The organism is Amycolatopsis sp. NPDC104819, assembly GCF_055583145.1.
Genome location: NZ_JBVJON010000003.1, coordinates 244,366 through 265,565, shown reverse-complemented (window position 1 = coordinate 265,565; position 21,200 = coordinate 244,366). Strand labels below are relative to the sequence as shown.

Genomic DNA, 21,200 nt, shown 5'->3' with positions numbered 1-21,200 from the left:
TCAGGCCTGCCCGGTGAGCAGGGCGACCAGGCTGTGCGGTGTGTTCTCCCCGAAGCAGAGCTCGAAGTCGCTCGCGGCTTCGGTGGCGGCTTCGAGGCTCCGCGGGAACAGGGCCCGCTCGTACTCGGCGAGCGCGGCCTCGACGTCGTCCGGGTGCGCGGCGAGGGCCTTGCCCAGCTCGGCGCCGTCGGCCATGGCCAGGTTCGCGCCTTCGCCGTTCGGGACCGAGAGGTGGGCGGCGTCGCCGAGCAGCGTCACGCCCGGCACGCGCTCCCACCGGTGGTTCGCCGGCAGGGTGTTGAGCGGGCGCAGGACCGGGGCGGTCTCGCCGTCGGTGATCAACGCCGTCAGCTCCGGGGCCCAGCCGTCGAACTCCTGCACGATCCGCGCGGAGGCCGCGGCCGCGTCGGTGAAGTCGATCTCGGCGAACCATTCCTGGGACTCCGACAGCACGACGTAGGTGTGCAGGTTCCCGCCGCTTTCGCGGTGCGCCTGGATGCCCTTGCCCGGCTCGAGCGAGAACAGCGCGCCGCCGCCGACGGCCTTCGCGCTGGCCGGGTGGCGGGTGTCGCTGTCGAACAGGTACGTCTCGACGAACGACGTCCCGGCATACGCGGGCACGGCGTCGGAAAGCAGGGGCCGGACCTTCGACCACGCGCCGTCCGCGCCGACCAGGACGTCCGTGGTGACGGTGGTGCCGTCGGCGAAGGTCACCTCGTGGCGGCCCTCGCTGAGCGCGCGGACGCTGCTGACCTTGTGTCCCCATCGGACGGTGTCCGCGGGGAGTGAATCGAGCAGGAGCTGCCGCAGCTCCCCGCGTTGCACTTCCGGACGGCCGCCGGTGCCGTCGTCGGGTTCGTCGAGCAGCACGGTGCCGTGCCGGTCGAGGATCCGCGTCGCTTCGCGGCCCTCCAGGACCAGGCCGCGGAACTCCTCGAGCAGGCCGGCCGCTTCGAGGGCGGGCTGGCCGTTGTGGGCGTGGATGTCGAGCATCCCGCCCTGGGTGCGGGCCGCCGGGGAGGCCTCGGCCTCGTAAACCGTGGCCGGGATGCCGTGGACGTGCAGGACCCGGGCGAGCGTGAGGCCGCCGAGACCGGCGCCGATGATCGTGATGGGGGTGCGCATGGTGGTGCTCCTCTCTGGAATGTCATTCCATATTGGAACGGCGTTCCAGTCATGTCAAGATGGAGCCATGGTTGCGCGGCGCACAGAGGCTCTTTCCCGGGATCGCATCGTCGAAGCGGCCGTCGAGGTGCTCGACGAAGCCGGCGAGAGCGGCCTGACGTTCCGGGTGCTGACCGAGCGGCTCGCGACCGGGGCCGGGGCGATCTACTGGCACGTCGCGAACAAGGGCGAGCTGCTCGGCGCCGCGACCGAAGCCGTCGTCGAGGCGGTGCTGGCCGCGCCGGCGGACTCCGCGAGCTCACCGCGGGACGGGATCCGCGACGTCGCGCTCGGCCTGTTCGTCGCGCTGGACGAGCACCCGTGGCTGGCGACCCAGCTCTCGGCGCAGTTCTCCCGGAACCCCTCGGGCCTGGTCGCGCCGCGGGTCTTCGAAAGCTTCGGCCGGCACGTCCAGGCGCTCGGCGTGCCCGAAGCCGGCTGGTTCACCGCGACGTCGGCGCTGGTGCACTACGTCCTCGGCGCCGCCGGCCAGAACGCGGCGAACGCGCACACGCCCGGGCTCACGGTGGGCCGCGCCGAGTTCCTCGACACCGTGGCGACGGCGTGGGAAGCGCTCGACCCGGCCGGCTTCCCGTTCGTCCGGGCCATCGCGGGGCAGATGCGGGAGCACGACGACCGTGAGCAGTTCCTCACCGGGGTCGACCTCGTGCTCGCGGGCATCACCACCGCGCACTCACTCGGTGTCGGCGGTGACGAGCAGGACGAACCCGGCTCGCGCGGGCATGCCCAGGCTGGTCCACAGGGCCGTCGGGTCGGTGGCCGCCAGCCGCGGGCGGACCGGTGAGCCCTCGTCGGCGTCGAGCACCGCGTGCAGCGCGGCGTCGAGCAGATCGTGTTCTTCGCGGACCTTCGCGGCCCGCGCGGTGACGAGGTAGGAAAGCGCGCAGCGGCGAGCCGTGCGCTTCCCTCCCCCCTCGTCTTCTTCGCCGACGGCGTCGTGCAGCGCGAAGAGGAACAGCTCCACGCTCCGCACCTGCGACTCCGTCTGCCAGGTCGGCTTCGGCGGATCGAGCCGGATCTGCGTCCCCGCCGGCAGGTGCGGCCGCAGCAGCCGGCACAGGGCCTCGTCGACCTGGGCGATCATGGGTCAGATCAACCCTTCACGCAGGGCGTACGCGACCGCGTGCGAACGGTTGCGCAGCTGGAACCGGTTGGTCACGTCGTGCAGGATGCTCTTCACCGTGCGCTGCGAGTAACACAGCTGGTCGGCGATCTCCTGCGTCGAACAGCCCGCCGCGACCAGCCGCAGCACCTCGGTCTCCCGGTTGCTCATCCCGCCCAGGTGCAGCCCCCGCGGCTGGAGCACCTGGCGCTGCAGCCGGGAAACCCGGTTCAGCAGCCGCCCGAGCAGGTCGGGCGGCAGCGCGCCCTCCCCGGCCGCGGCGGCCTTGACCAGCCGGACGAGCACCTCCGGCCCGGCGTCGGCGCGGCGGGCGACCGCGCAGACCCCGTGCTCGACGGCGTTGAGGATCTCGTTGTCGTCGACCTCGCCCGCGACCAGCACGATGCGGGTGAAGCCCTGGTGGTGCAACGCGGACAGCAGCTGGGTCATCGACTCGTCGAGCCGGTCGGCGACCAGCAGCGCGACCACGCCGGAGTCGGCCGCCTCCGCGTCCACCACCCGGACGTCGTCGCGCGAACGCAGCGCCATGCAGACGCCGTTGTGCAGGATCGGATCGGTGGCGCGGACCACCACCGGCGTCCTGTCGGATTCGAACATCGTCACCCATTCCCCTCGAACGGTGCAGGCCTTCAGCCTGCCCGCCGAGGTGTCCCGGGCACATGGGACCGGCGTCCCGATGTTGCCCGGAGGGCCGCCTCTCAGGACCGCCCGAGGCCGGCGTCCCTGGCCCGGACGATCGCCTCGGCCCGGTCGGCGACGTGCAGCTTGGCGAAGACGTTCGAGATGTGGTTGCGCACGGTTTTCGGGCTCAGGCACAGCGTGTTCGCGATGACGCCGTTGCTGTGCCCGGCCGCGATCAGCGACAGGACCTCACGCTCGCGCCCGGTCAGCTCCGGGAAGACCGGCTCGGTGGCCGGCGGCTGGTTGAAGAAGCCGAGGACGCGGTTCGCGATGTCGGGGCCGAAGATGGCTTCACGCCGGGCGACCGCCTGGACGGCGCGGATGATCTCGGCCGGCTCGGCGTCCTTGAGCAGGTAGCCGCGGGCACCGGCGCGCATCGCCGCGAAGACCGACTCGCTTTCGTCGGCCATCGTCAGCATCAGCACGCCGGTGTCCGGGCTCGCGGTCACGATGTGCCGGGTCGCCTGGATCCCGGAGAGGTCGGGCAGGTGGAGGTCCATGACCACGACGTCGGGCCGCAGCGCGGCCGCGGCTTCGACGGCGTTGACCCCGGTCGCGGCCTCGCCGACGACCTCGATCCCGGCTTCGGCGTCGAGCAGCGTGCAGACGCCGAAGCGGAAGAGGGGGTGGTCGTCGACGACGAGGACACGCAGGCCGTCGGCCATCCGGTCACCTCCCCGCCGTCACCCCCGGTAATGGTAGGTGAACGCGGCCGCATTCTCACGCGCCCAGTCCGCGAAGGTCCGCGGCGGCCGGCCGAGCAGCCGCTCCACGGTGTCGAAGACGACGTGTTCGTGGCCGGCGGACTCGCGCTTGAGGGCGAAGAGCCCGTCGACGGCCTGGGCGGGCCAGCCGAACATCCGAATCATGCGGTCGCGCGCGGCGCTTTCGGGCTCTTCGACGTACTCGATCGGCCGGCCGAGCACTTCGGACAGGATCTTCACCTGCTGCTCGGTGGTGAGGGCCTCGCCGCCGGTGAGCTCGTAGGTCGCGCCTTCGTGGCCGGACGTCGTGAGGACGAGCGTCGCGACGTCGGCGATGTCACGGACGTGGACCAGCGCGGACGCCGGGTCGGTGTCCGGCGCGTACACGGCGTTCTCGCCGCGGATGGTTTCGCGCCAGGCGAACCGGTTGTCCATGAAGGCGCCGGGCCGCAGGATCGTCCACATCGGACCGGCCGCGCGGACCGCCTGCTCGGCTTCGGCGTGAGCGCGTGTGATCACGTCGTTCTGTCCGAAGTGGACACCGGTGGTGGACAGCTTGACGACGTGGGTGACGCCGGCCCGGGCGGCGGCTTCGGCGACGGCCCGTTCGCGGTCGGCGGCGTGTCCCTGGGTCAGCACGAACACGCGGTCCGAACCGTCGAGCAGCGCGGGGAGATCGGCGGTGTCGAGGTCACCCTGGACGACTTCGGCGCGCGGATCGATGCGGGCCTGCCCGGGATCGCGGGTCAGAGCGCGGACGGCGGCGCCGGCGTCGAGCAGGGCGGGGACGAGGGCGCGGCCGACCTTGCCGGTGGCGCCGAGGACGAAAATCATCGGGATTCTCCTTTGAGGGGGACGTGCGGGAGCGCGAACGCCGTGACGAGGGCGAGCGCGAGGACCGGCAGCAGGGCGAGGAAAACGCCGTGGGCGCCGGCTCGGTAGGCGAAGCCGAGCGCGACCGGGCCGAGGGCCGAGCCGAGCGCGCGGGCGAGGTTGACGGTGGCGGCGACCGCGCCACGGTCTCCCGGCGGCGCGGTGTTCTGCGTCGCCATCGCGAGGACCTGCAGGTTGAGCCCGGCGGCGAGCCCGAAGACGACCAGGCAGAGCAGGGCCAGCGGCAGCCCGTGGACGACCGTGAGGCCGAGCACGGCGAGCAGGCCGAGCGCCATGCTGAGCCGAGGCGCCCAGCGATAGGCGCCGGTGCGCGCGATGACCCGGCTCGCGACGGCGGACGCCACCGCGACGGCGATCGTCATCGGCACGAGCCGTAGCCCGCCTTCCGCCGGGCCGGCGTCGGCCTGCAGGAAGACCGCGACGTAGTTGATCGAGCCGAGGAAGGCGAACCCGGCGAGCACGCTGAGCACGACGGACACGGTGAACGTCCGGTCGTTGAAGAGACGTAGCGGCAGCACCGGCGCTTCGGCTCGTCTTTCGACGAGGACGAAGGCGACGGCCGTGAGCGCGCCGAGCCCGATCGACCACGGCGTGAGCAGGGTGAACCCGGTGATCGTGATCCCGAGCAGGACCACGCCGGCGAAGTCGAACGGAGCTTGACGACGGCGTCGGGGCAGTTCGAGGTGCTTGAGCAGCACCAGGGCGACCAGGCCGAGCGGCAGGTTGACCAGGAAGATCGACCGCCAGCCGGCCAGATCGGTCAGCAGGCCGCCGAAGACGGGGCCGGCGAGCGAGGCGACGGCGAAGCAGATCGAGAACCACCCGAAGTACTTCGCGCCTTCGCGGGGCGTGAACATCTCGCCGAGCGAAGCGCCTACGGAGACGAAGAGGCCTCCGGAGCCGGCGCCCTGCAGGACGCGCCCGGCGATCAGCAGTGCAGCCGACGGCGCCAGGCCGCAGGCGAGCGAACCGAGCAGGAAGAGACCGAGGGCGCCCAGGAGCACACGTTTGCGCCCGGCGACGTCACCGAGCTTGCCGTAGAAGGGAGCGGTGACACTGCCGGCGAGCAGGTAGGCGGTGGTGACCCAGGCATAGGCCCCGGCGCTCGTGAATTCGGCGGCGATCCGCGGGAGTGCGGTGGCGACGACCTGGGCGTCGAGCATGGCGAGGAAAACGGACAGGAAAAGGCCCGCGAGCGCGGGTGCTTTGCCATGTTTCAGCTGAGCGCGTTTCAGCGCGGTGGTGCTCAAGAAAGGGTCCTTGTTTCGTCAGAAGGGACGAGAGATGCGGACGCGGCTGGGCACGCGTCCCGTCGAGTCGGGAAAAGGCTCCATCGTCACCCGCGAACGGGTGCGACCTCTTCGCGCTCGGAAACCACCTCGAATCGTCCCGCTCGCCCGGCCGAACCCGGACGGCGTCCTCACGGAGGAACACTGACGAGGATGACTGTAGACAACTACATGTCAGAAGACAAGTAATTCCGCGAGATCCGCCGGGAATCACGCGAGATACGGCCCCGGTCACGCGAGATCCGCCGGGAATCATGCGTGATCCGGGAGGCATCACGCGTGATCGAGAGGGCATCGGGCTGATGCCTGCCCAGACACGCGTGATGCCCGCCCAATCACGCGTGATGCCCGTGACCAGAGCCGGTACTCACGTGATCCGGGACGGAACTCGCGTGATCGGAGCCGGAACTGGTCAGCGCAGGCGGGTCACGTCGCCGGTGTCGCGCCGGCGCTCGCCGAGCTCATCCGGGAAAACCCACTTCTTGAACCCCCAGAAGCGGAAGAACATCGCCAGCAGCATGCCGATGATCGACCCGCTCGCGAAGTCCGCCACCTCCTGCACCAGCCGCGTCACGTGCGGGACCTCCAGGTCGAGCACGTACCGCGAGACGTACAGCGGGATCAGGTTCACCACGACCGCGATGCCGCTGATCACGAAGAACAGCGCGGCCTCGTGGTGGCGTTCGCGGCCGCCGCGGGTGCGGAACGACCATTCGCGATTCAGGATGTACGACACGATCGTGGCGACGATGATCGCGATGGCCTTCGCGGTTGTCGGTTTCGACTCGAGCACCGACAGCTTCAGGAAGTACCAGACGCCGTTGTCGACGAGGAACGTCGTGCCGCCCACGATCGCGAACTTCAGCAGCTCCCGGTGCTTGATCAGCACCGAACGCAGTGGTTCCGGCGTGCGCTTGAGCACGGTTTCCACAACGGTCACGCACCCCAGTCTAGGAGCACACCGCGTTGACCTGTGGTTCAGGCGGCCTTGCGGCCGGGAATGTCCGGATCGTCCGCGACGGAAAGGGACACCCGGGCGTCTTCCTCCGGGAACACCCACTTCTTGAACGCCCACCAGCGGAACGCCGTCCCCAGCAGGGTGCCGATGACGATCCCGCTGACGAAGTCGGCCACCTCGACGCCGAACGCCGTCAGGTGCGGCGCCTGCAGGTCGAGCACGTACCGCGAGAACCACTGCGGCAGCGCGTTCAGGCCCAGTGCGACACCGCTGATCAGGAAGAACAGCGCGGCCTCGTGCGCCCGCTCGCGGCCGCCGCGGGTGCGGAACGACCACTCGCGGTTGGCGACGTAGGAGAAGATCGTCGCGACGAGGACGCCGAGGATCAGCGCCGTCACCGGGTGGGTCCGCAGCACGGTGAACTTCAGGCCATAGTTGACGGACATCGTGATCACGAAGCTGATCCCGCCGACAACGGCGAAGCGGAGGAGCTCGCGATGCTTTTTCAGCAGCTCGCGCACCGCGCGGACGCTACCCGGTCAGCCACCCGAAAGCCCGTTCGGGGGTGACGGTCGGCGGCTGGTCGCCCGGCTTGCCGGTCGGCCGAGGCGGCGCGCTCGTCGTCGTCGAAGACACCGGGGGCTCGGTGGTCGGCTCGGTTTTCGACGTGGTCGCCGGCGGAGTCGTCGACGTCGGCTTCGAAGGCTTTGTCGGCTTCGTGGGCGTGGTCGACGACGTCGGCGGGGTGGTCGTCGGCAGCGGGTCCTCGCCGCACCAGTGGTGGTAACAGCCGAAGTCCACGGTCACCGGCGCCGCCGTGGCCTTGCCGAGTTTCGCGTTGATCGTGACGCGCCCGTCGTTGGGACGGCCCTTCAGCCGCACCCACAGGTTGACGTGCTGGCCGGGGGCCAGCGCGCTCTTCGTCGTGCAGCTCGCGCCGTCGCCGGTCGTCGTGCAGGGGAAGCCGCGCAGGCTCCACCACTGCCACAGCGGGTGGTCGAAGGTGACCGTGACCGGCTTGGTCGTCTCGCCGGTGTTGCGGACGCGCACGTAGACCAGCGGGTTGCGGGTCCAGGGGAACGCCGAGAGCCCGTCGCCCTGGGCCTCCAGGACCACGGCTTCCGGCGGCAGCTTCACGGTGACCTTCACGCTCACCGCGACGTTGATCTGCACGCCGGCGGTGACCGATCCGGTGACCGTGCCGCCCTGGGCGTCCTCGTCGGCCTGGAGCCGGAAGTTCAGCGTGGCGCTCTGGCCGGGCTGCAGGCCGGCGCCGGTCTTGCAGACGACCGTGCCCTCGCCACCCGGGCAGTTCACCGAAATCGGGGCGCCGTCCTGGGCGAACGCCATCGGCGCGCCACCGCCGCCCGCGTCGACCGCGCGCACGCCCGGCGGCAGGTTCAGCGCGGCGGCCACCGGTTCGGACGCGCTGCCGCCGTCGTTGCGGACGGTGAGCGGCAGGTTCAGCGCGGTGCCGGGGCTCAGCTCCAGCCCGCCCGGCGGCGTGGTCGCGGACACCGACGGCGGTGCCGGGGTGGGCGGCGCCAGCGGTGCGGGAGCCGGCGGCTCGACCGTCGGCGGCGCGGGCTCGACGGGCGGCGCCGGTGGTGCGGGAGGCGCGGGCGGTGCCGGTGGCTGCGCGGGCGCCGGAGGGGCCGGCGGCTGCGGCTTCGGCGCCGGCGGCTGGACCGGCTGGGTCGCCGGCGGCGGCACCTGGGCCGCGACGGGGATGTCCTGCGCTCCGCCGCCCGCGGTGAGCGCGATGATGACGGCCGCGACGACCGCCGTCCCGGACGCGGCGACCCCGGCGAACTGGCGGGGTCCCGCGGCGGCGGCCCCCGCGGCCGCGCCGGCCTTGCCCCCGGCCGCGGCGGCGCCGGCGGCGGCCGCCCCCGCGGTCGCGGCGGTGGCGGCGCTGGCCTTCGCGGCGCCGATCGTGGCGAGGTAGCCGAGTGCCGCGCCGCCCAGGACGATCGGGGCGATGATCGCGCGCAGCCCGCCGTTGACGTCGGCGAGCTCCGCGGCCAGCGCGCGGCAATTCTCGCACTCGTCGAGGTGGCATTCGACCTGCGCGCGTTCCCGCTTGGACAGCCCGTCGCGGGTCCACGCGCCGAGGCGTTCGGCGCAGGCGCGGCAGCGTTCCTCTTCGTTCTCCTGCAGGTGGACCTGCAGATACGCCTGCCGCAGCCCTTCACGGGCGCGGTAGGCGAGCGCGGAAACGCCGTTCGCGGTCAGGCCCAGCAGCGGCGCGACCTCGGCCGGGCTCTGCTGCTCGATCTCGGTGTGCCAGAGCACCGCGCGCCAGCGTTCGGGCAGCCGCGCGAAGGCCTTCGCGGCCATCGTCCGCTCGAGCCCGGCGACGGCGGTGTCGGAGAACTGCACGGTCAGCGCCTCGCCCGCCGCGCCGCCGACGTCGGTCATGTCCTCGTTGAGGTCGACCCGGCGTTCCTTGCGGGTGCGGTCGTACGCAGTGTGACGCAGCGCGGTCAGCAGGTACGCCCGGAAGGCGGTGTCCGGTCCCTTGCCACCACGGAGAGTGTCGAGCACCTTGGCGAACGCCTCGGACACGAGGTCGTCGGCTTCGGAGCTCGAACGGGCCAGCTGACGGGCGAGATTGTGCGCCGCGCCGGTGTGCCGTTCGTAGAGCGGCCCGTACGACTCGATCTTCCCGGCGCGGACCTCGGCGATCAGCTCGGCGTCACTCTTTCCGCTGAGATCGGCGGGAACGGTGGACACGGCACTCCTCGGTCGGCTAGGGCCAGGACCTGCCATTACAGGCGAGCCCGCGGCGCGAGACAAGTGTGACTGACCCACCCCGGGCCGTCACGTCGTGGTGGGGGTGTTGACTCCGTCGGCGGAGCAAAATCACCCACCTCCGGCCGGCGCCGGGGAAAACCTTCTTAACAAAAACTCGCCAGTACGCGTCACGGCGTCCGCCGGGGTACGTCCTCACCGTGAAGCACCGACCAAGATCGACACGGACCGGACGAAAGGGGCGGGTGGCCAGTGGATCTTCCGGCTACGCGATCCGGCTCCGGTGACGTCCCGCCCGCCTCCGCGCACGCCGAGCGCGACCACGCTCTCCGCACGTTGCGGGCGCGCTGGCGCACGGCCAGCCTGGCCTCCGGCTGGCGCTTCCCGAGCGACTGGGCCCTGCCCGAGGTCGACGCCGTCTGCGCGGCGGTGACGGCCAAGGGCCGGATGGAAGCCGCCGAAACGGCGTTGGCCGGGTTGGCCAGGGCCCGGGCGGCCGCCGGCGCGGGGCTCGCCGAGACCCTCGCCGACCTCGCGGCGCTGCACGCCGTCGTCGACCACGGTGGCGACGGGTTCGTCTCGCCCGACGTCGACGCGACCCCGGCGCGGCTGCTTCGGACCACGGCGCTGGCCTGGGCCGACGTCGCCACCGACCAGCTCGTGCACACCGAGGTCACCGACCCGCTCACCGGCCTGCCCTCGGCCGCGTACCTGCGCACCCGGCTCGTCGAGGTCTACCAGGCGGCCGCCGCGCGGGAGCGGCCGGCGGCCGAGGACCACGTGCTGCTCGTCGTCTCGCTCGACCTCCGCACGGTCGCCGGGTTCCCGCGGCTGACCGGGATGATCCTGGTCGCGGACGCGCTGCGGGCGGTGTTCGACAGCGGGCAGAGCGTCGCTTCGCTCGGGCCGTCCGTCGTCGCCGCTCTGGTCCCGAAGGGCGAGGGTGTCGCTTCGCACGGCGTCGCGCTGCGAAGAGCGCTGCACGAGCGGCTTTCGGTCGACAGCCAGCTGGCGGACGCGGGCCGCCCCCGGGTGTCGGCGGTGCGGCTGCCCGCCACCCACGAACTGGCGTGCGACCTGCTGGCCCGTCTCGCGCGGGCGTAGAACGTCCGGAAAGCCCGGTTCGCGCGGACCCTTCTGACCCCGGACGGGACCGGCCATGATTTCCTGGTGAGGTGACCCGGACCGTACCCACCGACGTCGACGGCGAAGTCGCGGCCAGATCCCAGCACCGCCTGGCCCTGCGCAAGTCACTCGCCCGCCTGTCCGTACGCCCGCGGTCGATCCTGATCCTGCTGGTGATCCCCGTGATCGCGATCGGGTACGGCATCTACGGCTGGCAGCACGACTGGGTGCTCGGCGTCGACAGCGCGGTCTACCGCGCCGGCGCGCTGACGCTGCTGCACGGCGACTCGCTCTACGACTCCAACACCCTCGCCAACGAGCCGTGGTGGGCGCTGCTGCCGTTCACCTACCCGCCGACGGCGGCGCTGATCTTCGTCCCGCTCGCGGCGTTCCCGACGCAGATCTCGTGGGGCCTGATCACCGCCGTCTCGCTCGGCGCGATGGCCCTGTCGATCCGGATCGCGATCGGCGCGCTGCCCCGCCCGGCCGACGACGGGCCGCGCTGGTGGGCCTCGCCGGCCCGCTCGACCATCGTGTTCTTCCTGGTCTTCCTCGGCCTCGAACCGGTCTGGCGGACGATCTTCCTCGGTCAGATCAACCTGATCCTGATGGCCATGATCCTGCTGGACATGCTGGTCATCGGCGCGCGGGGGAGCCGCTGGGGCGGCGTGCTGGTCGGCGTCGCGGCGGCGATCAAGCTGACCCCGCTGGTGTTCCTCGGGCACCTGTTCATCACCGGCCGCCGCAAGGACGCGCTGCGCGGGCTCGCGACGTTCGTGCTGCTCCAGGGTCTGATGTTCCTGATCAATGCCCACGACGCGGCCAAGTACTGGACCATCACGCTGCCCGACACCGGCCGGATCGGGCCGGTGCACTGGGCGGGCAACCAGTCGCTCAACGCGCTGATGAACCGGGCCACCGACCTCGCGCCGTGGGCGTCGAAGGCGGCGATGGGCATCGGCTTCCTGCTCGCGATCCCGGCGCTGTGGCTGCTCATGCGGTTCCACCGCAAGGGCCAGGCGCTGGCCGCGGTGCTGGTCACCGCGTTCTGGACGCTGCTGATCTCGCCGATCTCGTGGACCCACCACTGGGTCTGGGTGGTCCCGCTGATCGTGCTGCTCGTGTCGCGGCTGCCGAAGACCACCCCGGCGACGGCGTGGAAGCGCTGGGTCGGGACGTTTCTGGTGGCGTTCGTGTTCCTCAGCTGCGTGCTGCTGATCTTGCCCAACGGCCGCAACGTCGAGCTGCACTGGAAGGTGTGGCAGAACATCCTGGGGGACGCCTACATCCTGATGCCGGTCGTGCTGGCCGCGGCGCTGATCGTGCGCTGGGGCCTGCAGCGGCGGGCGCGGAAGAAGGCCGCCGCGGACGAGCATGTCGACGTCACGACCGGCGTCTGAGACCCGCACCGGCTGGGTGCTCTCGGGCCTTCTCGCGCTGCTCGTTCTCGCTCTGGGCGTGGTCGTCTGGCTGGCCGGCTGGCACCTGGGCGCGGACAGCGCCGTGTACCGCGCGGGGGCGTTGACGCTGGTGCACGGCGACCCGCTCTACACGCGGGACGTGCTGACGGCGCTGCCGGACTGGGTGCGGCTGCCGTTCACCTACACGCCGGCCGCCGCGCCGCTGTTCCTGCCGCTCGCGCTCGTGCCGTCCGGCCTGGTCTGGGGCGTGATCGCGTTTTTGTCGGTGGTCGGCCTTATGGTCGTGATCACGGTGGTGCTGTCGTCGCCGGGGGGCTCGTCGCTTCTGGGAAGAAGCTGGTGGGCGCTGCCGGCGGGAACGGCCATCGCGCTGGCGCTGGAACCGGTGTGGAAGACGCTGTTCCTGGGCCAGATCAACTTGATACTGATGGCGTTCGTGGTGCTGGACGTCCTGGTGCTGTCCGCGCGTGGGTCGCGGTGGGCGGGCGTGCTGATCGGCGTGGCGGCGGCGATCAAGCTGACCCCGCTGATCTTCGTGCCGCACCTGTTCTTCACGGGCCGGTGGAAGGACGGGCTGCGCGCGCTGGGCACGTTCGTGGCGCTCGAAGCGGTGATGTTCGTGGTCATCCCGGTCGACGCGGCGCGGTTCTGGCGGGATTCGGCGACCGACCCGAGCCGGGTCGGGTCGGTGCACTGGATCTTCAACCAGTCGCTGAACGGGCTGGTCAGCCGGGCGTCGCAGCTGGCGCCCTGGTCGCTGGCGGTGGCGGTCGGGGTGGCGGCGGTGCTGGCCGTGCCCGCGGTGTGGCTGGTGGTGCGGCTGCACCGGCGCGGTGAGGATGCGGCGGCGTTGCTCGTCACGGCGTTCTACGGGCTGCTGCTGTCGCCGGTGTCGTGGTCGCACCACTGGGTGTGGTGCGTGCCGTTGCTCACGCTGCTGGTGGTCAAGGGGTGGTACCGGATCGCGGCGGCGGTCGCGGTGCTGTTCGTCTCGCAGATCGTGATGCTGGTGCCCAACGGCGGCGACACGGAGTTCGGCTGGGGCCCGGGCTGGTCGGTCCTCGGCAACGCCTACGTGCTCGCGGCGGCGGCCGGGATCGTGGGCCTCGCGGCGCGCGAGGTTCGCCTGGTCCGGCGGTCACCGCAGGTCGTCACCGTTTAGGCTGAGCGGCGTTATGGACAAACACACTGGTCTGCCCGTCGTGGGCATGGTGGGCGGCGGGCAGCTCGCCCGGATGACCCACCAGGCGGCGATCTCCCTCGGTCAGTCCCTGCGGGTGCTCGCCGCGGGGGAGAACGAAGCCGCCGGGCTCGTCGCGGGCGACGTCACGCTGGGGCACCACACCGACCTCGAGGCGCTGCGGAAGTTCGCGGCCTCGGTCGACGTGCTCACGTTCGACCACGAGCACGTGCCGGGTGAGCACCTGCTGTCGCTCGCGATGGAGGGTTTTGTCATCCGGCCGGCGCCGTCCGCGCTGGGCTTCGCGCAGAACAAGCTCGTGATGCGCGAGATGATGGCCGGTCTCGGCGTGCCGGGCCCCGCCTTCGCCGAGGTGTCCACTGTGGACGACGTGGTGAAGTTCGGCGGCGCGCACGGCTGGCCGGTCGTGCTCAAGGCGTCCAGCGGCGGTTACGACGGCCGCGGCGTCTGGATGCTGGACACGGCGCAGCAGGCCCGCGAAACGGTGCCCGAGCTGCTGGCGGCGGGCACGCCGCTGCTGGTCGAGGAGAAGGTGGTGATGCGGCGGGAGCTGGCCGCGCTCGTCGCCCGCTCGCCCTTCGGCCAGGGCGCGGCGTACCCGGTGGTCGAGACGGTCCAGTCCGGCGGCATCAACACCGAGGTCCTCGCCCCGGCGCCGGGCCTTTCGGACGCGCGGGTCCACGAGGCGCAGGACCTCGCGCTGCGCGTGGCGTCGACGCTGGACGTCACCGGACTGCTGGCGGTCGAGCTGTTCGAGACCAACACCGGGCTGCTGGTGAACGAGCTCGCGATGCGCCCGCACAACTCCGGGCACTGGACGATGGACGGCGCGCGCACGTCGCAGTTCGAGCAGCACCTGCGCGCGGTGCTCGACTACCCGCTGGGCCGGACGGACCTGGTCGCGCCCGCGTGCGTGATGGCGAACGTGCTGGGCGCGTCGGAGCTGCCGGAGATGGGGCCGGACGAGCGGCTGCACCACCTCTTCGCGCGCTACCCGGAGGTGCGGGTGCACCTCTACGGCAAGCAGGAGCGGCCGGGGCGCAAGCTCGGGCACGTCAACTTCACCGGTGAGCGCATGGAGGACCTGCGCAACCGCGCGCTGCTGTCGGCGCACTGGCTGTCCCACGCCGTCTGGCTCGACGGCTACGAGATCCACTGACGGGAGTATCGGGTATGGCGCCGCAGGTGGGCGTGATCATGGGCAGCGACTCGGACTGGCCGACGCTGGAGGCGGCCGGCGCGGCACTGGACGAGTTCGGCGTCGAGTACGAGGTCGGCGTCTACTCGGCGCACCGCACGCCCCAGCGCATGCTGGACTACGCGACATCGGCGGTGGCCCGGGGAATCCGCGTGATCATCGCAGGCGCGGGCGGTGCGGCCCACCTCCCGGGCATGGTCGCTTCGGCAACGGTCCTACCGGTGATCGGCGTCCCGGTCCCCCTCAAGTACCTGGACGGCCTGGACTCACTGCTGTCGATCGTCCAGATGCCGGCCGGCGTCCCGGTGGCCACGGTGTCAGTGGGTGGCGCGCGCAACGCGGGCCTCCTGGCGGTCCGCATCCTGGCGGCGTCCGACGAGGAGCTGCGCACGAAGATGGCGCGTTTCCAGCAGGACCTGGAGAAGCTGGTCCTGGACAAGGACGCGGCCCTGCGCGAGAAGACCGGCCACTAGCTACGTCCCTGTGGCGGCTGATCCACTGAAAAAGACTTTTGAGTCTCGAAATCGATAACGGGCAGCTTGTGCATTCACTTGAAATTCTCTTCAAAGAACGGCAGAAGTGACGAGTCGATGTGCGCGTTCTCGCTCAATCGAGCCACGATCGGGCGACCGCTCTGAGTGGTACTCAAGACACGGCCACCCCTGCCATTGTTGAGCTGGACATGTCCAACGGAAATCAGGAACTGAACAAATCTCCTCGCAAGTTTGATATTGCGCTCAGAAGCACCGCGTTGCTCAAGGCCGTATCTCTGGTGAGGTGCTCCGTCAAGTAGTACCCTGCATATCTTCTCGCAGATCTCAAAGTTTTTTTCAAAGCAGTACATGAAGTACGGATCAACCGGATCCGTAATGGCACCTCGCCGTTTGAGGTAACCTCGAATTCTATTCGAGTCTAAAATCAGTACCTCTCTTCCGGTCTTCGCTACTGCGGTTGAATCCTTGTCGAGATTGCTGAAGTTGGCTTCACTGCAACGCAGATCTGTGATTTCGGTGTCTAGCATCAGTAGATTCGAGAAGTTTGCTCCGCTCACGTCGGCATGCTGCAGTTCACATGCGTCAATGGCGCAATCCGAGAAGTCTGCCCCTGAGAGGTCGGCATTCGCGAAATTGATGTCGGTTAGTATTGAACCGCACATGTTTAAGTCGCGCAAGTCGGGGCTTTCTTCGCCGAAACCGAAGTTTATCCCGTTCAGCGTGCAGCTCGTCAGATCTGGTTTATTTCCGATGAGGCTACGAAGTGTTTCGGCGACTCTTTTAACTTTACGTTCTTCGTGTCGCTTCGCACTCCACAGCAAGGTTAGCATTTGGTCGAGCCCAGGACGAGCCTTTCGCGAAGGCCAAAGAGCTGAAAGTTGTGTATAAGCGTCTTGCAGTTTGGCCGTCGGCATAGAGTTTACAAATGTGAGCACGGTATCTGTAATTGACACAGATTTGGCTACCGGGTCGCCTTCGATAAGTCTGTCGACGAGATATCCGGCGAGGAGAAACTCGCGGAGGGAGTTATGAGAGAATTGCCACTGCGCGATGCCTTGGTCTGAGCATCGCGTCAGCGTGGTCGAGGACCTCAAGTCATCAAAAAAAGCATCTTCGGCATCGACGGCTCCTTCCGCTCTTCGTCTAACGATTTTTGATTCAAAAACGGTCCTGACTATCTCGCGAAAGCTGGCTTCGTTGACCATTTTTCGCTGAGAATACGAGGTATAAAGCGAAAGTTGTTGAAGGAACTGATACCGTTCTGTCGGCAGCAACGTCGACGTTCGGGCCCAGTCGCGAAGCATCAGCTTGCTAACGATAAGATCGTAGATGTCCCATTCTGACATTCGTTGATCAAGTCCGCTTTGTTCGTCTCTCTTCAGCTCCTCGACGACCTCTAGGAGATAAGTGATGATCACCGGCTTCCCGGAAAGTGATACATCACCGTCTTCGTCGTGGCGAAAAACCTTCGACAATAGCCTGGTAACTACTTCTGCGCCTTCGATGTCATCTTGTAGTCGGCGACGGACAAGGTCGATTGTCTGCTGATATGTGAGATCTCTCAAGCTACGTTCGACGCGATTGAGGACGAATCTCTCAAGTAGTGAGTCGACTTCTCGTTCGTGTTCGACAACTGTGCGATCTAGAATGTGCACCTGCTGGTGAGCTGCGATCTTCTGGTAGAGCACCTCGAAGACTCGAAGTTCTTCAGCTTCAGTAAAGTAGTTGGGTCGACTCGTGAGTATACCCTTGGCCCCGTTGCGAGCTAAATCTGCAAGGGCTTCCAGGCAAGCACGTCGCTCGCGCACGTTTAGGTACTGTGCCATTTCGTCGTAGCCGTCGAGTAGCAATACGACGCGGCCGTTAGAAATCATACTCTCAACGAAGGATACTGGAAGGTGTGATAACTCATTTCTGTCTAAGAAATGATGAAGCAGGCCGCGAGAGTCAAACTGCTTTGCAAAGTCACGAAGCTCAATTCGAAAAGGGATACGAGGGCTTTCTGCTTGCCGGTATAGTTCCGCCCATCTTTTTTGGAGGATCTCGGTAAGAGCGGTCTTGCCGGTTCCGTACTCGCCTACAACTATAAGCCAAGAATGGTCGTGACCGTCGTCCTTGAGCCAATTGGTCAGATGCTCCGTAGCCCACTCATTACCGTGCATATCTTGGAAGTTGGGCTCTTCGTAGACTGCGTCGAGTGCCTTTAGTTCCTTCGCTTGAAGCGAGTTTCCGAGAATGTAGGTAAGGTAGGGCTGCACGCGCTCAAAGCTTGCGAAAAGCTCATCGTAGGTGAACGTGAGTATTCCTTCGACCTTGGCTCGTTCTTTAACGCTCGGCGTAAACCCAGTCGAAGAAACAATTATCCTCTGAGCTCCGGGCTCGTTTCGAAACATTGTCAGCTTGGTGAGGTCTTTCCCGTATTTTGTGTTATCGACATACTGAATAGTCGCTTCAATGTAGACCTTTTGTTCGGTGAATCCGGAAAGCTGCGTTGCGATGAGATCGACTTCGGCCCCGTGGATCTCGACAGGACCGACGACCTCGTATCCATTGGTTTCGAAGAGCCAGCGCACGGCCGTCGGGAGACTATTTTCTGTGAATTGCTTTTCCATGCTGCCCCCGTTGGCTACCCGCCGGTTCGATACAACAAAATTTGCACTATCCTAGCTGCGTTCGTCTCAGATGAAAGTGGTTCGTTCTGGGGAGACTTTTGTTACTCATGTACCGATCGTGACATATAACCGATACGCGATCGTAATCAGAGTTCGTGCGTGGAACTCCGACAAGGTTCCTGACTAGGTTGATATTTGCAAACTACGTTCCAGTTGGAATATTAGGCATATATGATGACCGCGTCTCGCTGTAGAGAGCGAAATGGGGACTGCCGACAACTCCAACGGCTGTTGATAGGCCAGTGGTGGGTTCTTGAAATCTCGTGCCTAGTCCTCCGACGGCAGCTCGCCGCTCAGCTGCTCCCGCAGCTCCCGCTTCAGCACCTTCCCCGCAGCAGACACGGGGATCTGCTCGACGACGTGCACCTCCCGCAACCGCTTGTACGGCAGCACCTTCTCGTTCACAGCGGCCATCAGCTCGTCGGCGTCCAGTTCGCCTCGCGGCACCACGAACGCCACCGGCAGCTCGCCGACCTCGGTGTCCGGGCGGCCGACCACCGCGGCCGCCGCGACGCCCGGCATCGTGATGAGGAGCTCCTCGAGCTCGCGCGGGAACACGTTGTATCCCTTGTACAGCAGCATGTCCTTCTTGCGGTCCACGATGGACAGGTAGCCGTCCGCGTCGAGGATGCCGATGTCGCCCGTGTGGAGCCAGCCGTCGACCAGGGCGGCCGCCGTTTCGTCGGGGCGGTTGCGGTAGCCGAGCATGATCTGTGGTCCGCGGAGGCAGACCTCGCCTTTCTCGCCTGCCGGGAGCGGGTCCTCGCCGCCTTCGGCCGGGACGATCTTGACCTCCGTGTCGAAGATCGGCAGGCCCACCGAGCCGACCTTGCGCGTGCCCGAGACGTACGTCGGCGAGATCACCGCGCCCATTGTCGCCTCGGTGAGGCCGTAGCCCTCGCTGACCACCACGCCGGGGAAGCGCTCGCGCAGCGCGTTGATCATCGCGTGGTTCATCGGCGCCGCGCCCGAGCCGAGCGTGCGGACCGAAGACAGGTCGGCCGTGTGGAACGCCGGCGTCGCGAGCAGGGCGGCGAACAGCGCCGGCGCGCCGCCGATCCCGGTGATGCGCAGGCGCTCGGCGTCGGCGACGTAGGCCGCCGGGTCGAAGCGCGCGTGCAGGACGATCGTCGTGCCCGCGATCACCGCCGCGTTCAGGCCGCCGATGATGCCCATCGCGTGGAACCACGGCGTGAGGTTGATCGCGACGCCGGTGCCCAGGCGCGTCTGCCACTCGTCCTCGCTGCCGACCTGGTCGAGGGTGATGTCGCCCTGGGCGTCGAGCGCCGGCACCGAGCCGCTGCCCCAGCACGAGTGCTGCAGCGTGTTGACCACGACGTTGCGGTGCGAGAGCCGCACGCCCTTCGACCGGCCGGTGGTGCCGCCGGTGTAGGCGAGGTGCGCGAGGTCGTCGTGCAGGGCGAGCTCGACGTCGGGGCGCGTCTCGGGCTGGCCGGCGTGGAACGCTTCGAACTCGGCGACGCCCTCGGGCAGGTCGGTAGTGGGGTTCACCACGACGGTCAGCCGCGCCGGGATCCGGTCGGCGACGCTCGCCAGCACCCCCGCGACCGGGCCGAACGTCACGACGGCCGCGGCCTCGCAGTCGGCGAGCTGGAAGGCGAGGTCGTCCGGCGGGAGCAGCGGGTTCGCCGGGCTGAAGGTGGCCCCGGCCAGCAGCGTGCCGTAGTAGGCGATCGGGAAGGCCAGGCAGTTCGGCAGGTGCAGCGCCACGACGTCACCGCGGCCGATGCCGCGCTCGCGGAGCGCGTTGGCGAACCGGCACGCGGCCCGCCAGGTCTCGGTGAAGGTGAGGCTGTGACCGTCCATGGCGAAGGCGGTCCGGTCGCCCCAGCGGGCGGCGCCCGCGGCGAGGATCGAGCCGACCGGGACGTCGGGGTAGTCGAGGGAGGCGGGCAAACCGGGCGGCGTCGTCGGCGCGGTGAGCGGCATCACCCGACCGTACGATTTCTGCGGCCAACGACACAAGGACGCAGGCTGTGAACGAGCGCTAACATCGGCAGAACCCTCCCGACGTCGTAGAGAAGGTGACCGGAAGTGACCGAAGGCCTTTACCAGCTTGCCGAGGAGCACGAGGAGCTGCGGGCCGCGGTCCGGGCCCTGGCCGAGAAGGAGATCGCGCCGTACGCGGCGGAGGTCGACGAGAACGAGCGCTACCCGATCGAGGCGTACAACGCGCTGGTCAAGTCCGGGTTCAACGCCGTCCACATCGGCGAGGAGTACGACGGCCAGGGTGCCGACGCCGTCGGCGCCTGCATCGTGATCGAAGAGGTCGCGCGGGTCGACGCGTCGGCGTCGCTGATCCCGGCGGTCAACAAGCTGGGCACGCAGCCGATCATCCTGTCGGGTTCGGAGAGCGTGAAGAAGCTGGTCCTGCCCGCGATCGCGTCGGGCGAGGCTTCGGCGTCGTACGCGCTCTCGGAGCGCGAGGCCGGCTCGGACACCGCGTCGATGCGGGCGCGCGCCCGGCTCGACGGTGACCACTGGGTGCTCAACGGCACCAAGTGCTGGATCACCAACGCGGGCGAGTCGTCCTGGTACACGGTGATGGTCGTGACCGACCCGGACGCGGAGAAGAAGGCGAACGGCATCTCGGCGTTCGTCGTGCACAAGGACGACCCGGGCTTCTCGGTCGGCCCGAAGGAGAAGAAGCTCGGCATCAAGGGCTCCCCGACGCGCGAGATCTACTTCGAGAACTGCACGATCCCCGAGGATCGGATCATCGGCGAGCCGGGTACCGGGCTGAAGACGGCGCTGCGGACGCTGGACCACACGCGTCCAACGATCGGGGCGCAGGCGCTGGGCATCGCTCAGGGGGCGCTCGATGCGGCCGTGGCGTATGTGAAGGATCGTAAGCAGTTCGGTAAGTCGATCTCCGAGTTCCAGGGTGTCCAGTTCATGCTGGCCGACATGGGGACGAAGATCGAGGCTGCCCGTCATCTGGTGTACGCCTCTGCGGCGGCTTCGGAGCGTGGGGACAAGCGGGCCGGGTTCATGGCTTCGGCGGCTAAGACGTATGCGTCCGACATTGCCATGGAGGTGACTACGGATGCCGTTCAGCTCTTTGGTGGGGCTGGGTATACCCGTGACTTCCCTGTCGAGCGGATGATGCGGGATGCCAAGATCACGCAGATTTACGAGGGGACCAACCAGATTCAGAAGGTTGTCATGGCTCGGGCCTTGCTCAAGGGTTAGTCCTCCGGCACCCCGAAGCCCCGATTGTGACTACGGCCGGCGGCACCGCGTCAAGGCGGGAAAGATGCCTTGACCCGGCGCCGCCGGCCGTGTTCTGGCTTCGGATCGGGGTGCGGGGGGTCTGGGTTCTCGTCCGCCTCGGTTCTCGCTGACCGTCGCTGGTGGCCCCCGGTGCGGGTTCGTGCCGGGGGCTTTGTCATGCGTATGAGTGGCACTTCAGTCGCCGCGTGTCACTCATAGCAGGTCAACATCCGATAGAAAATCACTCACCAGGGGGAGTGTCCGGAC

General features: G+C 68.3%; 18 protein-coding genes. 7 read left to right on the top strand and 11 right to left on the bottom strand.

Going from position 1 to position 21,200, the window contains the following annotated elements:
- Complete coding sequence (locus tag ACZ63E_RS10330) at window positions 1-1,125, bottom strand: FAD-dependent oxidoreductase (protein WP_465335736.1); 1,125 nt, start codon at window positions 1,123-1,125, stop codon at window positions 1-3.
- A 67-nt stretch (window positions 1,126-1,192) separates the two neighbouring features.
- Here ACZ63E_RS10330 and ACZ63E_RS10325 point away from each other — a divergent pair, with 67 nt between their 5' ends.
- Window positions 1,193-1,969, top strand: coding sequence for a TetR/AcrR family transcriptional regulator (locus ACZ63E_RS10325; RefSeq protein ID WP_465335735.1), 777 nt, complete (start codon window positions 1,193-1,195; stop codon window positions 1,967-1,969).
- Here ACZ63E_RS10325 and ACZ63E_RS10320 read toward each other — a convergent pair.
- The 8 genes from ACZ63E_RS10320 to ACZ63E_RS10285 all read right to left on the bottom strand — a co-directional run bounded on the left by ACZ63E_RS10320 (window position 1,859) and on the right by ACZ63E_RS10285 (window position 9,570).
- On the bottom strand, window positions 1,859-2,269 hold the full coding sequence (locus ACZ63E_RS10320; protein ID WP_465335734.1) for a Pvc16 family protein: 411 nt from the start codon (window positions 2,267-2,269) through the stop codon (window positions 1,859-1,861). The two genes, ACZ63E_RS10325 and ACZ63E_RS10320, sit on opposite strands and share 111 nt — an antisense overlap.
- Window positions 2,270-2,272: 3 nt before the next feature.
- A complete protein-coding gene (locus ACZ63E_RS10315) occupies window positions 2,273-2,905 on the bottom strand; it encodes a response regulator transcription factor (RefSeq protein ID WP_465309450.1) in 633 nt (210 codons plus the stop codon).
- Window positions 2,906-3,006: 101 nt separating this feature from the next.
- On the bottom strand, window positions 3,007-3,654 hold the full coding sequence (locus tag ACZ63E_RS10310) for a response regulator (protein WP_465335733.1): 648 nt from the start codon (window positions 3,652-3,654) through the stop codon (window positions 3,007-3,009).
- A gap of 18 nt (window positions 3,655-3,672) precedes the next feature.
- Window positions 3,673-4,527, bottom strand: coding sequence for an NAD(P)H-binding protein (locus tag ACZ63E_RS10305; RefSeq protein ID WP_465335732.1), 855 nt, complete (start codon window positions 4,525-4,527; stop codon window positions 3,673-3,675).
- On the bottom strand, window positions 4,524-5,837 hold the full coding sequence (locus ACZ63E_RS10300) for an MFS transporter (protein ID WP_465335731.1): 1,314 nt from the start codon (window positions 5,835-5,837) through the stop codon (window positions 4,524-4,526). Before ACZ63E_RS10300 ends, ACZ63E_RS10305 begins: the two co-directional genes overlap by 4 nt.
- A 451-nt stretch (window positions 5,838-6,288) precedes the next feature.
- Window positions 6,289-6,816, bottom strand: coding sequence for a GtrA family protein (locus ACZ63E_RS10295; RefSeq protein WP_465309197.1), 528 nt, complete (start codon window positions 6,814-6,816; stop codon window positions 6,289-6,291).
- A gap of 38 nt (window positions 6,817-6,854) precedes the next feature.
- Window positions 6,855-7,355 carry a GtrA family protein gene (locus ACZ63E_RS10290; protein WP_465335730.1) on the bottom strand — a complete coding sequence of 167 codons (501 nt, stop codon included), beginning with the start codon at window positions 7,353-7,355 and terminating at the stop codon, window positions 6,855-6,857.
- Window positions 7,356-7,365: 10 nt separating this feature from the next.
- Window positions 7,366-9,570: a sigma-70 family RNA polymerase sigma factor gene (locus ACZ63E_RS10285; RefSeq protein WP_465335729.1), complete on the bottom strand. Its 2,205-nt coding sequence runs from the start codon at window positions 9,568-9,570 to the stop codon at window positions 7,366-7,368.
- 270 nt (window positions 9,571-9,840) lie between these two features.
- Between ACZ63E_RS10285 and ACZ63E_RS10280 the strand changes: the two genes are divergently transcribed.
- The 5 genes from ACZ63E_RS10280 (at window position 9,841) to purE (ending at window position 15,006) form a co-directional block, all read left to right on the top strand.
- The gene (locus ACZ63E_RS10280; protein WP_465335728.1) at window positions 9,841-10,692 is read left to right on the top strand and encodes a GGDEF domain-containing protein; all 852 of its coding nucleotides are present in this window, start codon (window positions 9,841-9,843) and stop codon (window positions 10,690-10,692) included.
- Window positions 10,693-10,763: 71 nt separating this feature from the next.
- Entirely contained in the window at window positions 10,764-12,113 is a 1,350-nt protein-coding gene (locus ACZ63E_RS10275; protein WP_465335727.1) for a glycosyltransferase 87 family protein, read from the top strand.
- Window positions 12,088-13,296, top strand: coding sequence for a glycosyltransferase 87 family protein (locus tag ACZ63E_RS10270; protein ID WP_465335726.1), 1,209 nt, complete (start codon window positions 12,088-12,090; stop codon window positions 13,294-13,296). The genes ACZ63E_RS10275 and ACZ63E_RS10270 overlap by 26 nt, the downstream gene beginning before the upstream one ends.
- Before the next feature lie 13 nt (window positions 13,297-13,309).
- Window positions 13,310-14,494, top strand: a complete 1,185-nt coding sequence (locus ACZ63E_RS10265) for a 5-(carboxyamino)imidazole ribonucleotide synthase (RefSeq protein WP_465335725.1) — start codon at window positions 13,310-13,312, stop codon at window positions 14,492-14,494.
- A gap of 14 nt (window positions 14,495-14,508) precedes the next feature.
- Window positions 14,509-15,006, top strand: a complete 498-nt coding sequence (gene purE / locus ACZ63E_RS10260; protein WP_465309211.1) for a 5-(carboxyamino)imidazole ribonucleotide mutase — start codon at window positions 14,509-14,511, stop codon at window positions 15,004-15,006.
- A gap of 74 nt (window positions 15,007-15,080) precedes the next feature.
- Here purE and ACZ63E_RS10255 read toward each other — a convergent pair whose 3' ends face one another.
- Both ACZ63E_RS10255 and ACZ63E_RS10250 read right to left on the bottom strand, forming a co-directional pair.
- The gene (locus ACZ63E_RS10255; protein WP_465335724.1) at window positions 15,081-17,639 is read right to left on the bottom strand and encodes an NACHT domain-containing protein; all 2,559 of its coding nucleotides are present in this window, start codon (window positions 17,637-17,639) and stop codon (window positions 15,081-15,083) included.
- A 327-nt stretch (window positions 17,640-17,966) separates the two neighbouring features.
- On the bottom strand, window positions 17,967-19,649 hold the full coding sequence (locus ACZ63E_RS10250) for a class I adenylate-forming enzyme family protein (protein WP_465335723.1): 1,683 nt from the start codon (window positions 19,647-19,649) through the stop codon (window positions 17,967-17,969).
- Between the two features lie 105 nt (window positions 19,650-19,754).
- Here ACZ63E_RS10250 and ACZ63E_RS10245 point away from each other — a divergent pair, with 105 nt between their 5' ends.
- Window positions 19,755-20,912: an acyl-CoA dehydrogenase family protein gene (locus ACZ63E_RS10245; protein WP_465335722.1), complete on the top strand. Its 1,158-nt coding sequence runs from the start codon at window positions 19,755-19,757 to the stop codon at window positions 20,910-20,912.
- Window positions 20,913-21,200: the final 288 nt, after the last annotated feature.